Below are 14,577 nucleotides of genomic sequence, written 5' to 3' on the forward strand. Positions count from 1 at the left end.
GTGTACTACTTTACACCAGCCGGTCGATGCCTCACACGACCGCGCCGGCGTTCGGATCGTTCGGATCCTGGTCCTTTTTGGCGCCCGCACTGACCAGATCCTCGCGCTTGACGCCCAGCCACATCGCGATGGCTGCAGCGACGAACACCGACGAGTAGATGCCGAAGAGAATGCCGATCGTCAGTGCCACCGCGAAGTAGTGCAGCGTCGGGCCACCGAACAGCAGCATCGACAGCACCATCATCTGCGTCGAGCCGTGCGTGATGATGGTGCGGCTCATCGTGCTGGTGATCGCGTGGTCGATGACCTCGGGCGTGGTCATCTTGCGGAACTTGCGGAAGGCCTCGCGGATGCGGTCGAAGATCACCACCGACTCGTTGACCGAGTAGCCCAGCACCGCCAGCACCGCCGCCAGCACCGCCAGCGAGAACTCCCACTGGAAGAAGGCGAAGAAGCCCAGGATGATGATCACGTCGTGCAGGTTGGCGATGATCGCGGCCACCGCGAACTTCCACTCGAAGCGGATCGCCAGATAGATCATGATGCCGACGACCACGAAGGCCAGCGCCTTCAGACCGTCCTCGGCGAGCTCCTTGCCGACCTGCGGGCCGACGAACTCGCTGCGGGTGAGCTTGAGCGGCTCGGTGGCGCTGCCATTGCTGCCGGCCTCGCAGACCTGGCGGCTGATGCTCTCGCCCTTGTCGGTGGTGATCTGCACCGGCTTGACCAGGCCGCCCTCGGCCGAGCACAGCTGGGCGAAGACGCGGCCGACCACCTCGTTCTGCTTGACGCCCTCGCGCAGCGGCAGGCGGATCAGCACATCGCGCGAGGTGCCGAACTTCTGCACCTGCACTTCGCCGAAGTTCATCGCCTCGACGGTGGTGCGCACCTTGGCGATGTCGGCGCTCTGGGCGTACTCGGTCTCGATGACCGTGCCGCCGGTGAACTCGATCGACAGGTGCAGCCCGCGGGTCAGCAGGAAGAACACCGCCAGCGCGAACGTGGCGAAGGAGATGATGTTGAACACCAGCGCATGCCGCATGAACGGGATGTCGCGGCGCAGGCGGAAGAATTCCATGAGGTGACTCCCTTCAGGCCTTGGGCGAGGTGACGGCCGAGGCGGCGTCGGCCGGTCCCGGCTGCGCGGCCGGCTTCCAGACCTGGCCGATCGAGACGCCCTGCAGCTTCTTCTTGCGGCCGTACCAGAGGTTGACCAGCCCCCGCGAGAAGAGCACCGCCGAGAACATCGAGGTGAGAATGCCCAGGCAATGCACGACGGCAAAGCCGCGCACCGGGCCGGAGCCGAAAGCCAGCAGCGCCACGCCGGCGATCAGCGTGGTCACGTTGGAGTCCAGGATGGTGCCCCAGGCGGCCTCGTAGCCCATGTGGATCGCCTTCTGCGGCGAGGCACCGGCGCGCAGTTCCTCGCGCACCCGCTCGTTGATCAGCACGTTGGCGTCGATCGCCATGCCCAGCACCAGCGCGATCGCGGCGATGCCCGGCAGCGTCAGCGTGGCCTGCATCATCGACAGGATCGCCACCAGCAGCAGCAGGTTCACGCCGAGCGCCAGCGTCGAGAACACGCCGAACAGCATGTAGTAGGCGCACATGAAGACGGCGATGGCCAGGAAGCCGTACAGCACGCTGTCGAAGCCCTTGGCGATGTTCTCGGCGCCCAGGCTGGGGCCGATCAGGCGCTCCTCGATGATCTCCATCGGCGCGGCCAGCGAGCCCGCGCGCAGCAGCAGCGCGGTGTCGGCCGCCTCGACGGGCGTCATCGAGCCGGAGATCTGCACCCGGCCGCCACCGATCTCCGAGCGGATCACGGGGGCCGTCACGACCTCGCCCTTGCCCTTCTCGAACAGCAGGATGGCCATGCGCTTGTTGATGTTCTCGCGGGTGACGTCGCGGAAGATGCGCGCGCCGCGTGCGTCGAGCGTCAGGTGCACCGCCGGCTGCTGGTTGTCGTCGAAGCCGGCCTGCGCGTCGGTCAGGTTCTCGCCGGTCAGCACCACCTGGCGCTTGACGATGATGGGCACGCCGCCGCGCTCCAGGAAGCGCTCGGTGCCAAAGGGCACCGGCGCACCGCCGCCCAGCGCGGCCTGGGCCTCGGGGCCGTCGTCGACCATGCGCACTTCCAGCGTGGCGGTGCGACCGATGATGTCCTTGGCCTTGGCCACGTCCTGAACGCCCGGCAGCTGCACCACCACCCGGTCGGCGCCCTGCTGCTGGATCACCGGCTCGGCCACGCCGAGCTCGTTGATGCGGTTGTGCAGCGTGTTGATGTTCTGCGTCAGCGCCTGCTGCTGGACGTTGCGGACCGCCTCGGGCTTGATGCGGCCGATCAGCCGGGGCTCGGCGGCGTCGCCGGCCTCGGTCCAGAGCATGTCGGCCTGGGCCAGCGTCAGCGCCTCGCGCGCCTTGGTCAGGGTCTCGCGGTCGCGCAGGCGCACCTCGATGGCATCGCCACTGCGCTGGATGCCGGCGTGACGGATCGACTTGTCGCGCAGCAGCGTGCGCACGTCGCCCGCGAGCGACTCGGTCTTCTTGGTCAGCGCCGCGGCCATGTCGACCTGCATCAGGAAATGCACGCCGCCGCGCAGGTCCAGACCCAGGTACATCGGCTGCGCGCCCAGCCCGGTCAGCCACTGCGGCGAGCGCGAGACCAGGTTCAGCGCGACGATGTAGGACGGATCGGCCGGATCGGGATTGAGCGCGCGGATGATCGCATCACGCGCCTTGAGCTGGGTGTCGGTGTCGCCGAAGCGGGCGCGCACCGAATTGCCCTCGAGCTGGACAAAATCAGGCTTCAGGCCGGCAGCCTGCAGGGCCTGCTCGACCCGGGGCACCAGACCGGCATCGACCTTCAGCGTGGCCTTGCCGCTGGAGACCTGGACGGCCGGCGCCTCGCCGAAGAAGTTGGGCAGCGTGTAGAGCAGGCCCACCACCATCGCGATGGCCAGGATCAGGTACTTCCACCAGGGGTAGCGGTTCATCGTTCAGCCTGAGAGCAAGAAATCGGCAGGGAAGCAGCAAGGCAGCGGGCGACGGCCCGGCTTACTTGATCGAGCCCTTGGGCAGGACCTGCACCACCGCGCTGCGCTGGCACTGGACCTCGACGCCCGAGGACACTTCCAGCGACACGAAGGATTCGGCCACCTTGGTGACCCGACCCAGCAGGCCGCCGGCGGTGACGACCTCGTCGCCCTTGGCCAGCGCGTCGATCATCGCCTTGTGCTCCTTCTGCTTCTTCATCTGGGGCCGGATCATGATGAAGTACAGCACCACGAACATCAGCACCAGCGGCAGCAGCTGCATCAGGGACGAGCCGCCTGCGGGTGCGGCGCCAGCCGCCTGGGCGTAGGCATTGGAAATGAACACGTTCGGCTCCTGCAAAGGGGAAACAAGGGAAAAAGCGCACGATTGTAGGGGTGTCCGGAAACCGACCGGACCCCGGGCGACCCCACCCGCCCGGGCCGGGGGTCAAGGCGGCAAAAGCGCCAACCGATATCGATGCCATGGACCGCCCTCTTGCGCCCCCTGTCACCGATTCCCGCCTGTCACGCGCGCTGAGCGCCAGCGCCCGCGGCACGCTGCTGCTGATCGTGCCGGCGCGGCTCGACGAGATGGCCGCCCTGCTGGGCGCGGCCCTGCGCGAGACGGTGCTGCAGGCGGCCGCCTTGCCGCTCGAGACGGCGCTGCGCGCCCTGCAAGCCGCCAGCGAGGCCGAAGTCCTGCACCGCCGCGGCGACGGCTTCCTGGTGGTGCTGGGCGATGCGTCGCCCGAGCATGCCGACACCGTGACGCACCGGCTGCTGGATGCGCTGGAGCATCCGGTCGAGGTCGCCGGCCAGCGCTTCTGCCTGGGCGGCTGCGCCGGCCGGGTCGACTTCGATGCGCAGAGCGGGCACGAGGTCGCCACGCTGCTGCGCCAGGCCGATCTGGCCAGCCTGGAGGCCCGCCGGCTCGGTCGCGGCCAGTGTGTCCGGCATGAGGCGGCCACCACGATGACCGCGATGCGTCGGCTGCGCGCCGAGGACACTCTGCACCGCGGCGTCGACCAGATCCGGCTCGACCTGCTGTTCGAGATCCAGGCCGACATGTGCACCGGCGCGCTGACCGGTGCGGTCGCCCTGCCGCGCTGGACCCCGGCGCTGGGCGCGGGCGTGGCCGACAGCGGTCGCGGCTGGGCCGCGGTGGCCGCCGACGCCGGGCTGATGCACCGGCTGACCCTGATGCTGCTGCACGGCATCTGCCGCCAGGTGCGCCAGTGGCGTGACCAGGGGCTGGAGGTGCCCAGCCTGTCGGTCGATCTGCCGGTCGGGCTCTGGCAGGACCGCACGCTGGTGTCGATGGTGCTCGACGCGCTGGTCGACCAGGGCCTGCCCGGCGGCACGCTGACGCTGCTGATGCCCGGCGCGGCGCTGTCGGGCGACGCGGACCTGCTGCGCGGCATGCTGCGCTCGCTGCGCGCCACCGGCGTGCGGGTCGGGCTGGCGCGCCTGGGCGATGCCGGACCGGTCTCGCTGGACACGCTCGGTCGCCTGCCGCTCGACGAGCTGACGCTCGACGCCCGGGTGCTGGAGCGCCTCGGCCAGCGTGACGGCACCCGCATGGCCGCCGCGCTGATCGGCCTGGGCCAGGCGCTGGGACTGCGGGTGGTCGCCGAGGGCGTGCGCAGCGACGAGCAGCTCGACTTTCTGCGCGCTCGCCACTGCGACGAGTTCCAGGGCCCGGTGCTGTCGCTGCCGGTCGGCGCCACGACGATGACCCAGGTGCTGATGCATGCCCGGGTCCAGCACCGGGTGGTGCTGGACTGCACGACCGGAACCGGCCCCGGCACGGGCGCGGGCACCAGCGCGGCACCGGAGCCGACCCGCGGCCTGGCTCACCGGACCGGCCGGATCTCCATCACTGCTGCAGCAGGTTGAGCACGTACTGGCCGCTAGCGCTGCCGGTGCCACCGCTGGCATAGACCACCCGCACCAGATAGTTGACCGCTGCGGTCGTGCTGTTGCGCACCGTGACCGTCTCCGGCAGGCCGGCTGCTCGCGTGCTCGAGGCCAGCGCGGAGGTGCCCGCAGCGTTGTACAGATAGAGCTGGTAGTTCTGCGTGCTGACCGTGTGGTTCAGCGTCGCCGACAGCGTGCGGCCGGCCGCGACGCTCACCCGGAAATAGTCGGTGTCGGTGGTCGAGGCCACCGTGCCGGCGATGCGCGCATGGGTCGCGGCGATCACGCTGGGCGTGGTGGCGGTGTTGTTCGACTCGACCTCGGTGATCGCGGTCGGCTGCGAGCCCATCGCGGTGTCGACCGCCTTCTTCGCGTCGACGATGCCGGTGCCGATCGTCGTCGTCGTGCCCGGGCTGACCGGGAAGGCCCGCGCGGAGCTCTTGAGCATGCTCTCGACCTGATCGGGCGTCAGCGCGGCATTCTTGGCCAGCATCAGCGCGGCCACGCCGGCCACATGCGGCGTGGCCATCGAGGTGCCGTTGTAGGACGCATAGCTGTCCGCGCCGGGCACGGTGCTGCCGGCATTGAGCGTCGACAGGATGCCGGCACCCGGTGCGGCCACGTCGACGACCGAGCCATAGTTCGAGAACGAGGCCCGCGCACCGGTGCGCGTGGTCGCGCCGACGGTGATCACGCCGGCGCAGTTGGCCGGGCTGGCGTTGGACGCATTGAGGTTCGAGTTGCCGGCCGCGATCACCAGCATCGCGCTGCGCGAGCGGGCGGAATTGATCGCGTTCTGCATCGTCGTGCCGCAGGCGCCCGAGCCGCCCAGTGACAGGTTGAGCACCCGCGCCGGATAGGCATTGGCGGGAATCCCAGACACGGTGCCCCCCGAGGCCCAGACCACGCCGGCCGCGATGTCGGAGGTGTAGCCGCCGCAGGTGCCCAGCACCCGCACCGGCACGATCTTGGCCGAAGGGGCCACGCCCGCGACCCCCAGGCCGTTGTTGGTGACGGCGGCGATGGTGCCGGCCACATGGGTGCCGTGCCAGCTGCTCGAGCCGGAGCACCAGTCGCCCGGGTCGCGGGCATCGGCATCCCGGCCGTTGCCGTCGTTGGCGGTGGCGGTGTCGGCGATGAAGTCATAGCCACCGACGATGTTGGCCGCCAGATCGGCATGCGGCCGGTAGCCGGTGTCGATCACCGCGACCCGCACGCCCGCGCCCAACGAGCGGTCCCAGGTGGCCGGCAGGTTGATGCCGCCCACCGCCTCGTAGTAGTGCCACTGGCTGGCGAACTGGCTGTCCGACGGCACCCACTGCGGCAGCATCACCAGATCCGGCTCGACCGACAGCACCTCGGCATCCGCCGCGGCCATCTCGCTCGACAGGGTGCGGATCTGCTCGGGCGTCAGCGCGCGGCTGGCGCGAAAGACGCTGCTGCCGTCATGGCCGTCGCGGCGGAAGGCCACCTTCGCGCCGAAGCGGCTGACCACCCGCTCGGCGTGCTGGCGATCGCGCTCGCGGCGCTCGGGCGTGCGCGCCGCCGTGGCGGTCGAGAACGAGGTGGCGCGGTAATGCACGATGAACTGGTCGGTCATCTTCGGCGCGCTCGGAGCAGCTTCGCTGGCCTGGGCAGACACGCCGGCAGCAGCCAGCAGCACGGCGGCCATCAGGCGCGCGGGCGGAAAAGGCAGGACACGATACGACATGGGGTTTCTCCTCCTGGGAGCTCGTATCGTGTGCAACCGGCCTCCAGGGTTTGTTTCTGCGCTGGCGGGGCGCATGCACAAATTCACACTTCTCTACAAATATGAAAAAACGGGGTTTCTCGCTGTTGTTTCCAGAACAGTCAGACGTCAGACCGGCGTACCGCCCTGCGCCGCCGCCCGCGCCGCAAAGGCCGCCCGCTGCGCCGCGATCCGGTCGCGCGGGTTGACCTTGGCCACCTGCTCGTCCAGGCGCATCTCCTGGATGAAGCGGCTCGGAAAGGCCCGGCGGATCTCCCGCCCGCGCTTCTGGCGCAGCAGCGTCGTCACCAGCAGCGTGCGCCGCGCGCGGGTGATGCCCACGTACATCAGGCGGCGCTCCTCCTCCAGGCGCTCGGTGGTCATCTCCTCCTCCTCGCGCTTGAAGGGCAGCGTGCCCTCGTTGATGCCGACCAGCACCACATGCGGCCACTCCAGTCCCTTGCTGGCGTGCAGCGTCGAGAGCGTCACCACGTTCTGGTCGGCCTCGCCGCGCTCGGCCAGGCTCAGGATCACGCTGATGGTCTGGGCCACGTCGAGCACGCTCTTGGTCTCGGACTGCACCTGGCCGCTGCCGTCCTCGGCGATCTCGCCGCCGCAGCGCCGCGCGATCCAGTCGATGAAGTCGAGCACGTTGGACCAGCGCGCCGCCGCGACCTTGGGGTTCTCCTCGCTGTCGAGCAGGTACTGCTCGAAGCCGATCTCGCCCAGCCATTCCATCAGCATCGGCTGCGCCGCCTCGGCGCCCACGGTGTGGCGGGCGCGGTATTCGAGGTCGTTCACGTAGCGGCCGAACTCGTGCAGCGAGCCCACCGCCTTGGCCGAGAGCACCGTGCCGATCGACTCCTGGAACAGCGCCTCGAACAGGCTCACCCGCCACTTGCCGGCGAAGTCGCTCAGCGCCGCCAGCGTCGTGTGGCCGATGCCGCGCTTCGGCGTGGTGATGGCGCGCAGGAAGGCCGGATCGTCGTCCTGGTTGACCAGCAGCCGCAGCCAGGCGCAGAGGTCCTTGATCTCGGCGCGGTCGAAGAAGCTCTGGCCGCCGGAGACCTTGTACGGGATCTGCGCCTTGCGCAGCGCCTCCTCGAGCTTGCGGCTCTGGTGGTTGGCGCGGTAGAGGATGGCGAAGTCCTTCCACTCGGTCGAGCCGGTGTGCTCGCCGGCGGTGTTGGCGCGGATCGCCAGGATGCGCGCGGCCGCCCGCTCGGCCTCGTGCTCCTCCTGGTCGCACTCGACGACCTTGACCGGCTCGCCCTGGCCGAACTCGCTCCACAGCTTCTTCTGGAAGATCTTCGGGTTCAGCGCGATGACGTTGTTCGCGGCCGTCAGGATGGCGCCGGTGGAGCGGTAGTTCTGCTCCAGCGGGATCACCTTCAGGTTCGGGTAGTCCTGCGGCAGGCGCTTGAGGTTCTCGATGGTGGCACCGCGCCAGCCGTAGATGCTCTGGTCGTCGTCGCCCACCGCGGTAAAGAGGCCCTGCTCGCCCACCAGGGCCTTGAGCAGCTCGTACTGGGTCGCGTTGGTATCCTGGTATTCGTCGACCAGCACATGGCGCAGCGTGCGGCGCCACTTCTCGCGTGCCTCCTCGTGCTGCTGCAGCAGCTTGAGCGGCAGGCCGATCAGGTCGTCGAAGTCCACCGCCGAGTAGGCCGCCAGCCGCTCCTCGTAGAGCTTCATCACCCGCGCGGCCACGCGCTCGTCGTCGTCCTGCGCGGCGGCCTCGGCCTGCTCGCAGCTCAGGCCGTTGTTCTTCCACAGGCTGATGGTCCACTGCCAGCGCCGCGCCACCGCCGCGTCGGTGGTGCCGCCGGCGTCCTTCAGCACGCCCAGCACGTCGTCGGCGTCCAGGATCGAGAACTTAGGCTTCAGGCCGAGCCGCTCGCCGTCCTCGCGCAGCATGCGCACGCCCAGGGAGTGGAAGGTGGCGATCACCAGGTCCTTCGACGCCCGCGCGCCCACCAGCGAGCGCGCCCGCTCGCGCATTTCCTGCGCCGCCTTGTTGGTGAAGGTGATCGCGCCGATCTGCTTCGGGGCCAGGCCCGCCTGCAGCAGCCGGGCGATCTTGTGCGTGATCACCCGCGTCTTGCCCGAGCCCGCGCCGGCCAGCACCAGGCAGGGGCTGTGCAGGTGGTGGACGGCTTCGAGCTGGGCGGGATTGAGGGTCGAGGGGGCGTCGGCCATGGCGGGGCTCCGAGGACGCAGCGGCAGGGACTGCGGGCGGCGATCATAGCCAGCCGGCCCCGGTCCGTCGCAGGCGGTCCACAATCGGCCCATGCAAACGCCCCCACCCCCGCCCCCGCCCGCGTCGGCCCAGCCGAGCAACCCGCTGCACGGCCTGACCCTGGAGCGCATCCTGACCGCGCTGGTCGCCCACTACGGCTGGCCCGGCCTGGCCGAGCGCATCGCGCTGCGCTGCTTCAGCGACCAGCCCAGCATTGCCTCCAGCCTGAAGATGCTGCGCCGCACGCCCTGGGCGCGCGAGAAAGTCGAGGGGCTCCACCTGTTCATGCTGCGCGAGCAGCGCCGCGACGCCCGGCCCGCGCCGGCGCCCCGCTTCGGTCAGTAGGTCTTGTACGGCAGGAACTTGCCGCTCATCGTGATGCTGACGCGGTCGCCCTTCGGGTCGGGCTCGCGCTGCAGGTCCATACGGAAGTCGATGGCGCTCATGATGCCGTCGCCGAATTCCTCGTGGATCAGCTCCTTGAAGGTCGTTCCGTAGACATTGACCAGTTCGTAGAAGCGGTAGATCAGCGGATCGGTCGGCACCGAGGTCGGCAGCGAGCCCTTGTACGGCACCACCTGCAGCCAGCGCGCCTCGGCCTCGCTGAGGTCGAACAGGCGGGCGATGACCGCGGCCTGCTCGGCATCGAGCGTCATCTGGCCCAGGCAGGCGGCGGTGACCCATTCCTTGCTCAGGCCCACCTCGCGGGCCACGTCGGACCACTTCAGGCCCCGGGCCACCTTGGTGGCGATGATCTTTTCGGTCACGTCGAGTCGGTTCATGGCGCAGGCCTCCATCAGGGTCGCGGTTCACATCGGAACCTGTCCGAAGGGCGGCAGAGGGCACCACGGTGGTGCCTCATCCCGCGCTTCATGACAGGCCGACGGGAACTGCAAGCGATGTGCCTGCGCCCGGCGCCGCTCAAGACGGACAGTGGCTCAGCCCTGCACTTCCGGCCAGACGGTGTGGAAGAACTGGCCGGCCGGGCGGTCGGTGCGCTCGTAGGTGTGCGCGCCGAAGAAGTCGCGCTGGGCCTGCAGCAGGTTGGCCGGCAAGCGCGCGCTGCGGAAGGCGTCATAGAAGGCCAGCGAGGCCGACATCGCCGGCACCGGCACGCCAGCGAGCATCGCCTGCGCCACCACCCGGCGCCAGGCCGACTGCGCGCCGTTGAGCGCCGACTCGAAGTACGGCGCCAGCATCAGGCTGGCCGGCGCGGGGCCGTCGGCATGGGCCTCGGCGATGCGGTTGAGGAACTGCGCGCGGATGATGCAGCCGCCGCGCCACAGCCGCGCGATCGCGCCCAGGTCGAGGTTCCAGCCGCGCTGCGCGCTCATGGTGCGCATCAGGTCCAGGCCCTGCGCGTAGCTGACGATCTTGCTGGCATAGAGCGCCTGGCGCAGCAGCCCGACCCACTCGGCCACCGGGCGCTGGCGGGCGAGCGCCCGGCCGGCGTGCTGGTGACGGACCGCTACGCGGTGTACGACTGGGTGGCGCCCGAGCGGCGCCAGGTGTGCTGGGCGCACCTGCTGCGCGACTTCGAGCGCATCGCCGGTCGGGCCGGGGCGGCGGGCAGTGCCGGCCGGCGCCTGCTCGGGCTGGGGCGGGTGATGTTCCGCTGGCGCGCGCGCGGCGCCGGCCCGGCCGAATTCGAAAGGTTGCAGGCCCGGGTGCACCAGGCGCTCGAGCGCGGCACGCGCGCAGGCTGCCGGCGCACCGCGCAGACCTGCGCCAACCTGCTCGCGCAGGAGGTCTCGCTGTGGACCTTCACCCGGCACGCCGGCGTCGAGCCCACCAACAACGCCGCCGAGCAGGCGCTGCGCACGGTGGTGCTCAAGCGCAAGATCAGCGGCCCGACGCGCTCGACGCGCGGCCAGCAGTTTGTCGCCCGGGGCTTCTCCGCGATGGAGAGCTGCCGTCGCCAGGGCCGCGACCTGCGCGGCTGGATGGAACAGGCGCTGCGCGCCTGGCTGGGCGCCGGCCCGATGCCCTCGCTGCTGCCTGGCGGCTGAGCGCGCCGGCCGGGCTCGCTTCACTTCACCGCGTTGCTGTTCGTGCTTCCTGGTGGGCTGGGCTTGCCGGGAGGTGTGAGGCTGGGCGTGTCAAGGAGGGGGCGTGAATACGTACCTGGCCTCATGCCGTCGGCCAGGCCGCGCACTCCCATACCTCGGTGAAGTGCAGCAGCGGCACCAGGGCATCGTTGAGCAGATCATGCGGCGTGGCCAGGGCCGCCAGATCGAAGTCCGGCAAGACGACGGCGCCAGCCTCAGAAGTCGGCAGCACCGCGCCAGGCGGCACGCTGAGGGTCAGCCACAGCGCCCCATGATCTGCACGTCGACCACGCACGACGATGTCGCCCCGCATGGGCGCAGCGGCCAGCATGTCCAAGACAGACAAACTCGCCGATCCCATCAGGTCAGGCCAGCCGCCATCACCCAGCAGGCACACGGTCTGGTCATCGTGCATCACCTGTCGGCCATCAAGGCTCCACGCACCGGATGAGGACACGTCAACATTCGGCTCGATCTCCAAGGTGCGACCATCCCACAGGACGGCCACCAGCAACTGCAGCAGGGCCAGCCGCTCGGCCCGGCACACCCGCACGCGCAGGACATCAGGGCGCGTGCGCAGCAGTTGGACCCACACCTGCGCACCACTCCAGAGCGACGCTGCGCTGCGCAGACCGCCGACCTCAACCAACAGCGGCTCAGCACGACCATGTAGACGCGATCGCAATAAAGGTCGCCAAATGCCCTGGACAGGATGGGCAACCGCGTCACTGAAGTTCAAGGAGGTCAGCATGATGGAATTGGAGCGCATGTCAGCGAAAAACGCTCGACGAAAGTGGCAACTCCAACCTTAAGGTCTGTACAGGCACCGCCGACAATCTTGTCGAGATCTGCACGCGCAGCTTGGACCCAACAATCCTCGTGAGTGATGCCCGAGGGGCAGTACAGCCCAAGCACGTGCGACACGGATCACTCAACCAGCAAGGCCTGATGCCCCATGAATCTGTCACATCGCAACGCCTCCGCCGATTCGATCGACTCCCTGCGGGAAACACTGGCCAGCCTGGAGCAACAGCTAGCGTCGCTGTACGCCGACAAGGAACGCGAGAACAGCGCCTCCTTCTACGGAGACGAATCCCTGGCTGCTCTCTACGAGGACAAGCAGCGCTTGAGCGCCCGCACCATCGCCGAGCTGAACGAGACCGTGGACAACCTGACCGCGCAGCTGGCAGACGTCTATGCATTGCGCGAATCCGGTAGCGACATCGCCGACAGCAGCCTGCGCATCACCATCGAGGGTCTCAACCAGCAGCTCCACGCCCTGTACGAGGAGCGCGAACTGAACGAGCGCTTCGCAGCGTTGCCGGAGAGTGGCGTCGCGGCGCTGCAGGCCACAGTGCAATCGCTCGAAGCCCAGTTGGCAGCCTTCTACGAGGAGTGCGAAGGCCAGAGCCTGGGGCGCCGCGATCTGGCGTGTATGGCGGAAAGCCTCACGGAGCAGGTGGCCGTACTCCTGGAAGAACGCAACGACCTTGCACAGGAATGCGAAAACCTCAAAGCAGACCTGCGCACCGCCAAGCGACGCGCACGCGCCATGATCGACGCACTCGTGGCGCAATCGCTCAACTGAAGTTCATCAGTTGCCTTCCCGGACAGGTGGACGGAATGCCCAAAGTTTTCCCGAATCCTGTCCTGTCTCAAGCTTCCATGGCAGTTTGGAGTGACCATGACTTTTGTTTCCGCTCAGTTCCTCTCACAAATTCCGTCGGTTGACCGTGGCGCGGCTGATGCGCAGCCGTATGGGGTGGTCCAAGTGGATGACCAAGGCGTCATCAAGCTCTACAACAAGTGGGAATCCGAGATGGCCGGCGTACCCATCTCCACAGCCGAGGGCAGCAACTTCTTCACCCAGGTCGCCGCCTGCACCAACAACCGCCTGGTTTTCGGCAAGTTCAAGGATGGTGTGGCCCGGAACGACTTGGACACAGAATTCAATTACACATTCACCTACAAGATGAAACCGACGAATGTGCGTATCCGACTGCTGCGCCACTCGCCTTCCGGGTCGAACTGGGTCTTCGTGAACATGCGCACCGCCTGACGGGCAGGAACGCCTCCCACCCATCATTCACGACAAACCCCACCGGAATCGATCCATGACCTACGACCTTCCGCAACGGTTGTCCCGCATCGCGGACACCGACATCGTGTCCGCAGACACGGAGGCTTTCCTGGCTGCGGTGAGCATCACCGAGCAGGCCCGCACTTTGGTGTGGCATGAAGCCCAATCTACCGCCTTCCAGATCCGTACCCTGGCCGACGCCATGTGCGACCCCGAGGACGCTGAGGAGCTATACGGAGCTCTGGCCTCGCTGTGGCTGGAACTGCGCCTGCAGTGGCAGCGCCACAACGACGTGGCCAACTACGATTTAATGCGCCATGGCGAGGCCAAGCCCATCGATCTGGTGCGCGGCAGCGTCAGCTCCTACTACTTCGAGCGCATCGAGTCCCTGCTTCAGCCCGATCAGATCATGTGCCTGAATCAAAAGGCACTGGCACTCATCGACAGCCTGCGCCAAGATGTGGCGAGCGCCGCTGAGAAAGCATGATGAAAATGCTGCGCTTCTTTCTAGGATCGTTGGGATGGCTTCGACGCCCTGAAGAATCGACACCTGAAACGAAGCGCGCGTTGCAGGGACCGGCGTCCCCTCCCCTCGAGCCCCAGGCGCCCGCTCCTGCACCAACGCAGCAAGCTACGCCGGTGCCAGATCCGTTGACCTACTGGCATACGCAACGCGACCTGCGCCATCAGCTCGTGAACAAGCACGCTCCCAACGTTCCCGATGCCCGCGCGCTGGTTGATCTGCTCGACAGTGGCCCTGACGATTTGATCCGGCAATTGCCGGCTTCAGCCCGGGAGGCTCTGGCGCTGTGTGATGACACTAACCTGCCCAGATCACGCTTAGTCAGCCAGCTCTCGCGCGACCCCAGCCTGATGGAGGCCATCCTGCGCACCGCCAACAGCAGCGCCTTCAGCAGTGGGCGCGAGCCGGTGCTGGGCATGGAGGCTGCGCTCGACCGTATCGGCGTGGGTAATGCACGCGGGGTGATCACATCTAGCTGCGCCAGCAACCTGCTGTCGCTGCCAGGCGGGCATTACAACGCGATGGCAGCACAAGTGTGGGCGCACATGATCCGCAGTGGCCCCATCGCCCAATGCCTGGCCCCGGCCTTGTCCGTCAACCCGGATGAAGCCATGACGCTGGCGCTGCTGCATGATGTTGGCAAGCTCGTCGTCTTCGATCGCCTGTCGGTGCTGCGCGCCACACGCCGGCGCAGCATCGACCTACCGCCAGACTTCGTGCAGGCCCTTCTGTCGACGACCCACGAAGCGCTGGGCGCTCTAGCCGCACAGCGCTGGCAGCTCGGACCGCGTGCAGCAGCGGCCATCGGCAACCACCATCGTCAGTTGGAGGCCCTGCACCACGAACCACTCTCAGAAGCCCTGTACTTGGCGAATGTAGTGAGCCACGTCCTGTCGCGCAACGAGACAGTTGATCTCGACGAGGTATGGACCCAGGGCGCGCTGTCAGTCCCTCGTCCACGCATCGAGGCGATTCTGAAACGCTGGGCGGCTGAGCCCGTCTGAAG

At 68.2% G+C, this 14,577-nt stretch carries 15 protein-coding genes; 7 read left to right on the forward strand and 8 right to left on the reverse strand.

Features of this window, described 5'->3' with window-relative positions; translation table 11 throughout:
• Window positions 1-31: 31 nt before the first annotated feature.
• The 3 genes from secF to yajC all read right to left on the reverse strand — a co-directional run bounded on the left by secF (window position 32) and on the right by yajC (window position 3,381).
• Window positions 32-1,078: a protein translocase subunit SecF gene (gene secF / locus BW996_RS02720; protein WP_037481806.1), complete on the reverse strand. Its 1,047-nt coding sequence runs from the start codon at window positions 1,076-1,078 to the stop codon at window positions 32-34.
• 13 nt (window positions 1,079-1,091) lie between these two features.
• Window positions 1,092-2,996: a protein translocase subunit SecD gene (gene secD / locus BW996_RS02725; protein ID WP_037481803.1), complete on the reverse strand. Its 1,905-nt coding sequence runs from the start codon at window positions 2,994-2,996 to the stop codon at window positions 1,092-1,094.
• 61 nt (window positions 2,997-3,057) lie between these two features.
• The gene (gene yajC, locus BW996_RS02730) at window positions 3,058-3,381 is read right to left on the reverse strand and encodes a preprotein translocase subunit YajC (RefSeq protein ID WP_037481801.1); all 324 of its coding nucleotides are present in this window, start codon (window positions 3,379-3,381) and stop codon (window positions 3,058-3,060) included.
• A gap of 137 nt (window positions 3,382-3,518) precedes the next feature.
• Between yajC and BW996_RS02735 the strand changes: the two genes are divergently transcribed.
• On the forward strand, window positions 3,519-4,931 hold the full coding sequence (locus BW996_RS02735; protein WP_037481799.1) for an EAL domain-containing protein: 1,413 nt from the start codon (window positions 3,519-3,521) through the stop codon (window positions 4,929-4,931).
• Here BW996_RS02735 and BW996_RS02740 read toward each other — a convergent pair.
• Both BW996_RS02740 and BW996_RS02745 read right to left on the reverse strand, forming a co-directional pair.
• Window positions 4,912-6,663: a S8 family peptidase gene (locus tag BW996_RS02740; protein ID WP_051631916.1), complete on the reverse strand. Its 1,752-nt coding sequence runs from the start codon at window positions 6,661-6,663 to the stop codon at window positions 4,912-4,914. The two genes, BW996_RS02735 and BW996_RS02740, sit on opposite strands and share 20 nt — an antisense overlap.
• 147 nt (window positions 6,664-6,810) lie before the next feature.
• Window positions 6,811-8,880, reverse strand: coding sequence for an ATP-dependent helicase (locus BW996_RS02745; RefSeq protein ID WP_037481797.1), 2,070 nt, complete (start codon window positions 8,878-8,880; stop codon window positions 6,811-6,813).
• A gap of 91 nt (window positions 8,881-8,971) precedes the next feature.
• Between BW996_RS02745 and BW996_RS02750 the strand changes: the two genes are divergently transcribed.
• Window positions 8,972-9,265 carry a VF530 family protein gene (locus tag BW996_RS02750; RefSeq protein WP_037481795.1) on the forward strand — a complete coding sequence of 98 codons (294 nt, stop codon included), beginning with the start codon at window positions 8,972-8,974 and terminating at the stop codon, window positions 9,263-9,265.
• Here the strand turns inward: BW996_RS02750 and cynS are convergent.
• Together cynS and BW996_RS21990 are read right to left on the reverse strand one after the other, a co-directional pair.
• Window positions 9,259-9,702, reverse strand: coding sequence for a cyanase (gene cynS, locus BW996_RS02755; protein ID WP_037481856.1), 444 nt, complete (start codon window positions 9,700-9,702; stop codon window positions 9,259-9,261). The two genes, BW996_RS02750 and cynS, sit on opposite strands and share 7 nt — an antisense overlap.
• Before the next feature lie 156 nt (window positions 9,703-9,858).
• Entirely contained in the window at window positions 9,859-10,341 is a 483-nt protein-coding gene (locus tag BW996_RS21990) for an NADP(+)-dependent, decarboxylating phosphogluconate dehydrogenase (RefSeq protein ID WP_245801900.1), read from the reverse strand.
• A gap of 6 nt (window positions 10,342-10,347) precedes the next feature.
• Between BW996_RS21990 and BW996_RS21995 the strand changes: the two genes are divergently transcribed.
• On the forward strand, window positions 10,348-10,929 hold the full coding sequence (locus BW996_RS21995) for an IS66 family transposase (RefSeq protein WP_259373312.1): 582 nt from the start codon (window positions 10,348-10,350) through the stop codon (window positions 10,927-10,929).
• Between the two features lie 121 nt (window positions 10,930-11,050).
• Here BW996_RS21995 and BW996_RS02770 read toward each other — a convergent pair whose 3' ends face one another.
• A complete protein-coding gene (locus BW996_RS02770; protein ID WP_139330714.1) occupies window positions 11,051-11,737 on the reverse strand; it encodes a hypothetical protein in 687 nt (228 codons plus the stop codon).
• Window positions 11,738-11,923: 186 nt separating this feature from the next.
• Between BW996_RS02770 and BW996_RS02775 the strand changes: the two genes are divergently transcribed.
• From BW996_RS02775 to BW996_RS02790, 4 genes are all read left to right on the forward strand, one after another.
• Entirely contained in the window at window positions 11,924-12,556 is a 633-nt protein-coding gene (locus BW996_RS02775) for a hypothetical protein (RefSeq protein ID WP_037485670.1), read from the forward strand.
• A gap of 96 nt (window positions 12,557-12,652) precedes the next feature.
• Entirely contained in the window at window positions 12,653-13,027 is a 375-nt protein-coding gene (locus BW996_RS02780; protein WP_037485669.1) for a photoactive yellow protein, read from the forward strand.
• A gap of 55 nt (window positions 13,028-13,082) precedes the next feature.
• On the forward strand, window positions 13,083-13,535 hold the full coding sequence (locus BW996_RS02785; protein ID WP_037485668.1) for a hypothetical protein: 453 nt from the start codon (window positions 13,083-13,085) through the stop codon (window positions 13,533-13,535).
• Window positions 13,532-14,575 (forward strand): HDOD domain-containing protein, encoded by a 1,044-nt coding sequence (locus BW996_RS02790; RefSeq protein ID WP_081838299.1) that lies wholly within the window; start codon window positions 13,532-13,534, stop codon window positions 14,573-14,575. The genes BW996_RS02785 and BW996_RS02790 overlap by 4 nt, the downstream gene beginning before the upstream one ends.
• The last annotated feature ends 2 nt before the right edge of the window (window positions 14,576-14,577 follow it).

The sequence above is a fragment of the Sphaerotilus natans genome (assembly GCF_900156335.1).
In the GTDB taxonomy this organism is placed as follows: domain Bacteria; phylum Pseudomonadota; class Gammaproteobacteria; order Burkholderiales; family Burkholderiaceae_C; genus Sphaerotilus; species Sphaerotilus natans.

Excerpts from the sequence above, each read along its gene's own strand:
- secF (WP_037481806.1), bottom strand. The coding sequence starts at position 1,078 with ATGGAATTCTTCCGCCTGCGCCGCGACATCCCGTTCATGCGGCATGCG.
- secD (WP_037481803.1), bottom strand. The coding sequence starts at position 2,996 with ATGAACCGCTACCCCTGGTGGAAGTACCTGATCCTGGCCATCGCGATG.
- BW996_RS02735 (WP_037481799.1), top strand. The coding sequence starts at position 3,519 with ATGGACCGCCCTCTTGCGCCCCCTGTCACCGATTCCCGCCTGTCACGC.
- BW996_RS02740 (WP_051631916.1), bottom strand. The coding sequence starts at position 6,663 with ATGTCGTATCGTGTCCTGCCTTTTCCGCCCGCGCGCCTGATGGCCGCC.
- BW996_RS02745 (WP_037481797.1), bottom strand. The coding sequence starts at position 8,880 with ATGGCCGACGCCCCCTCGACCCTCAATCCCGCCCAGCTCGAAGCCGTC.
- BW996_RS02750 (WP_037481795.1), top strand. The coding sequence starts at position 8,972 with ATGCAAACGCCCCCACCCCCGCCCCCGCCCGCGTCGGCCCAGCCGAGC.
- cynS (WP_037481856.1), bottom strand. The coding sequence starts at position 9,702 with ATGAACCGACTCGACGTGACCGAAAAGATCATCGCCACCAAGGTGGCC.
- BW996_RS02770 (WP_139330714.1), bottom strand. The coding sequence starts at position 11,737 with ATGCGCTCCAATTCCATCATGCTGACCTCCTTGAACTTCAGTGACGCG.
- BW996_RS02775 (WP_037485670.1), top strand. The coding sequence starts at position 11,924 with ATGAATCTGTCACATCGCAACGCCTCCGCCGATTCGATCGACTCCCTG.
- BW996_RS02780 (WP_037485669.1), top strand. The coding sequence starts at position 12,653 with ATGACTTTTGTTTCCGCTCAGTTCCTCTCACAAATTCCGTCGGTTGAC.
- BW996_RS02785 (WP_037485668.1), top strand. The coding sequence starts at position 13,083 with ATGACCTACGACCTTCCGCAACGGTTGTCCCGCATCGCGGACACCGAC.
- BW996_RS02790 (WP_081838299.1), top strand. The coding sequence starts at position 13,532 with ATGATGAAAATGCTGCGCTTCTTTCTAGGATCGTTGGGATGGCTTCGA.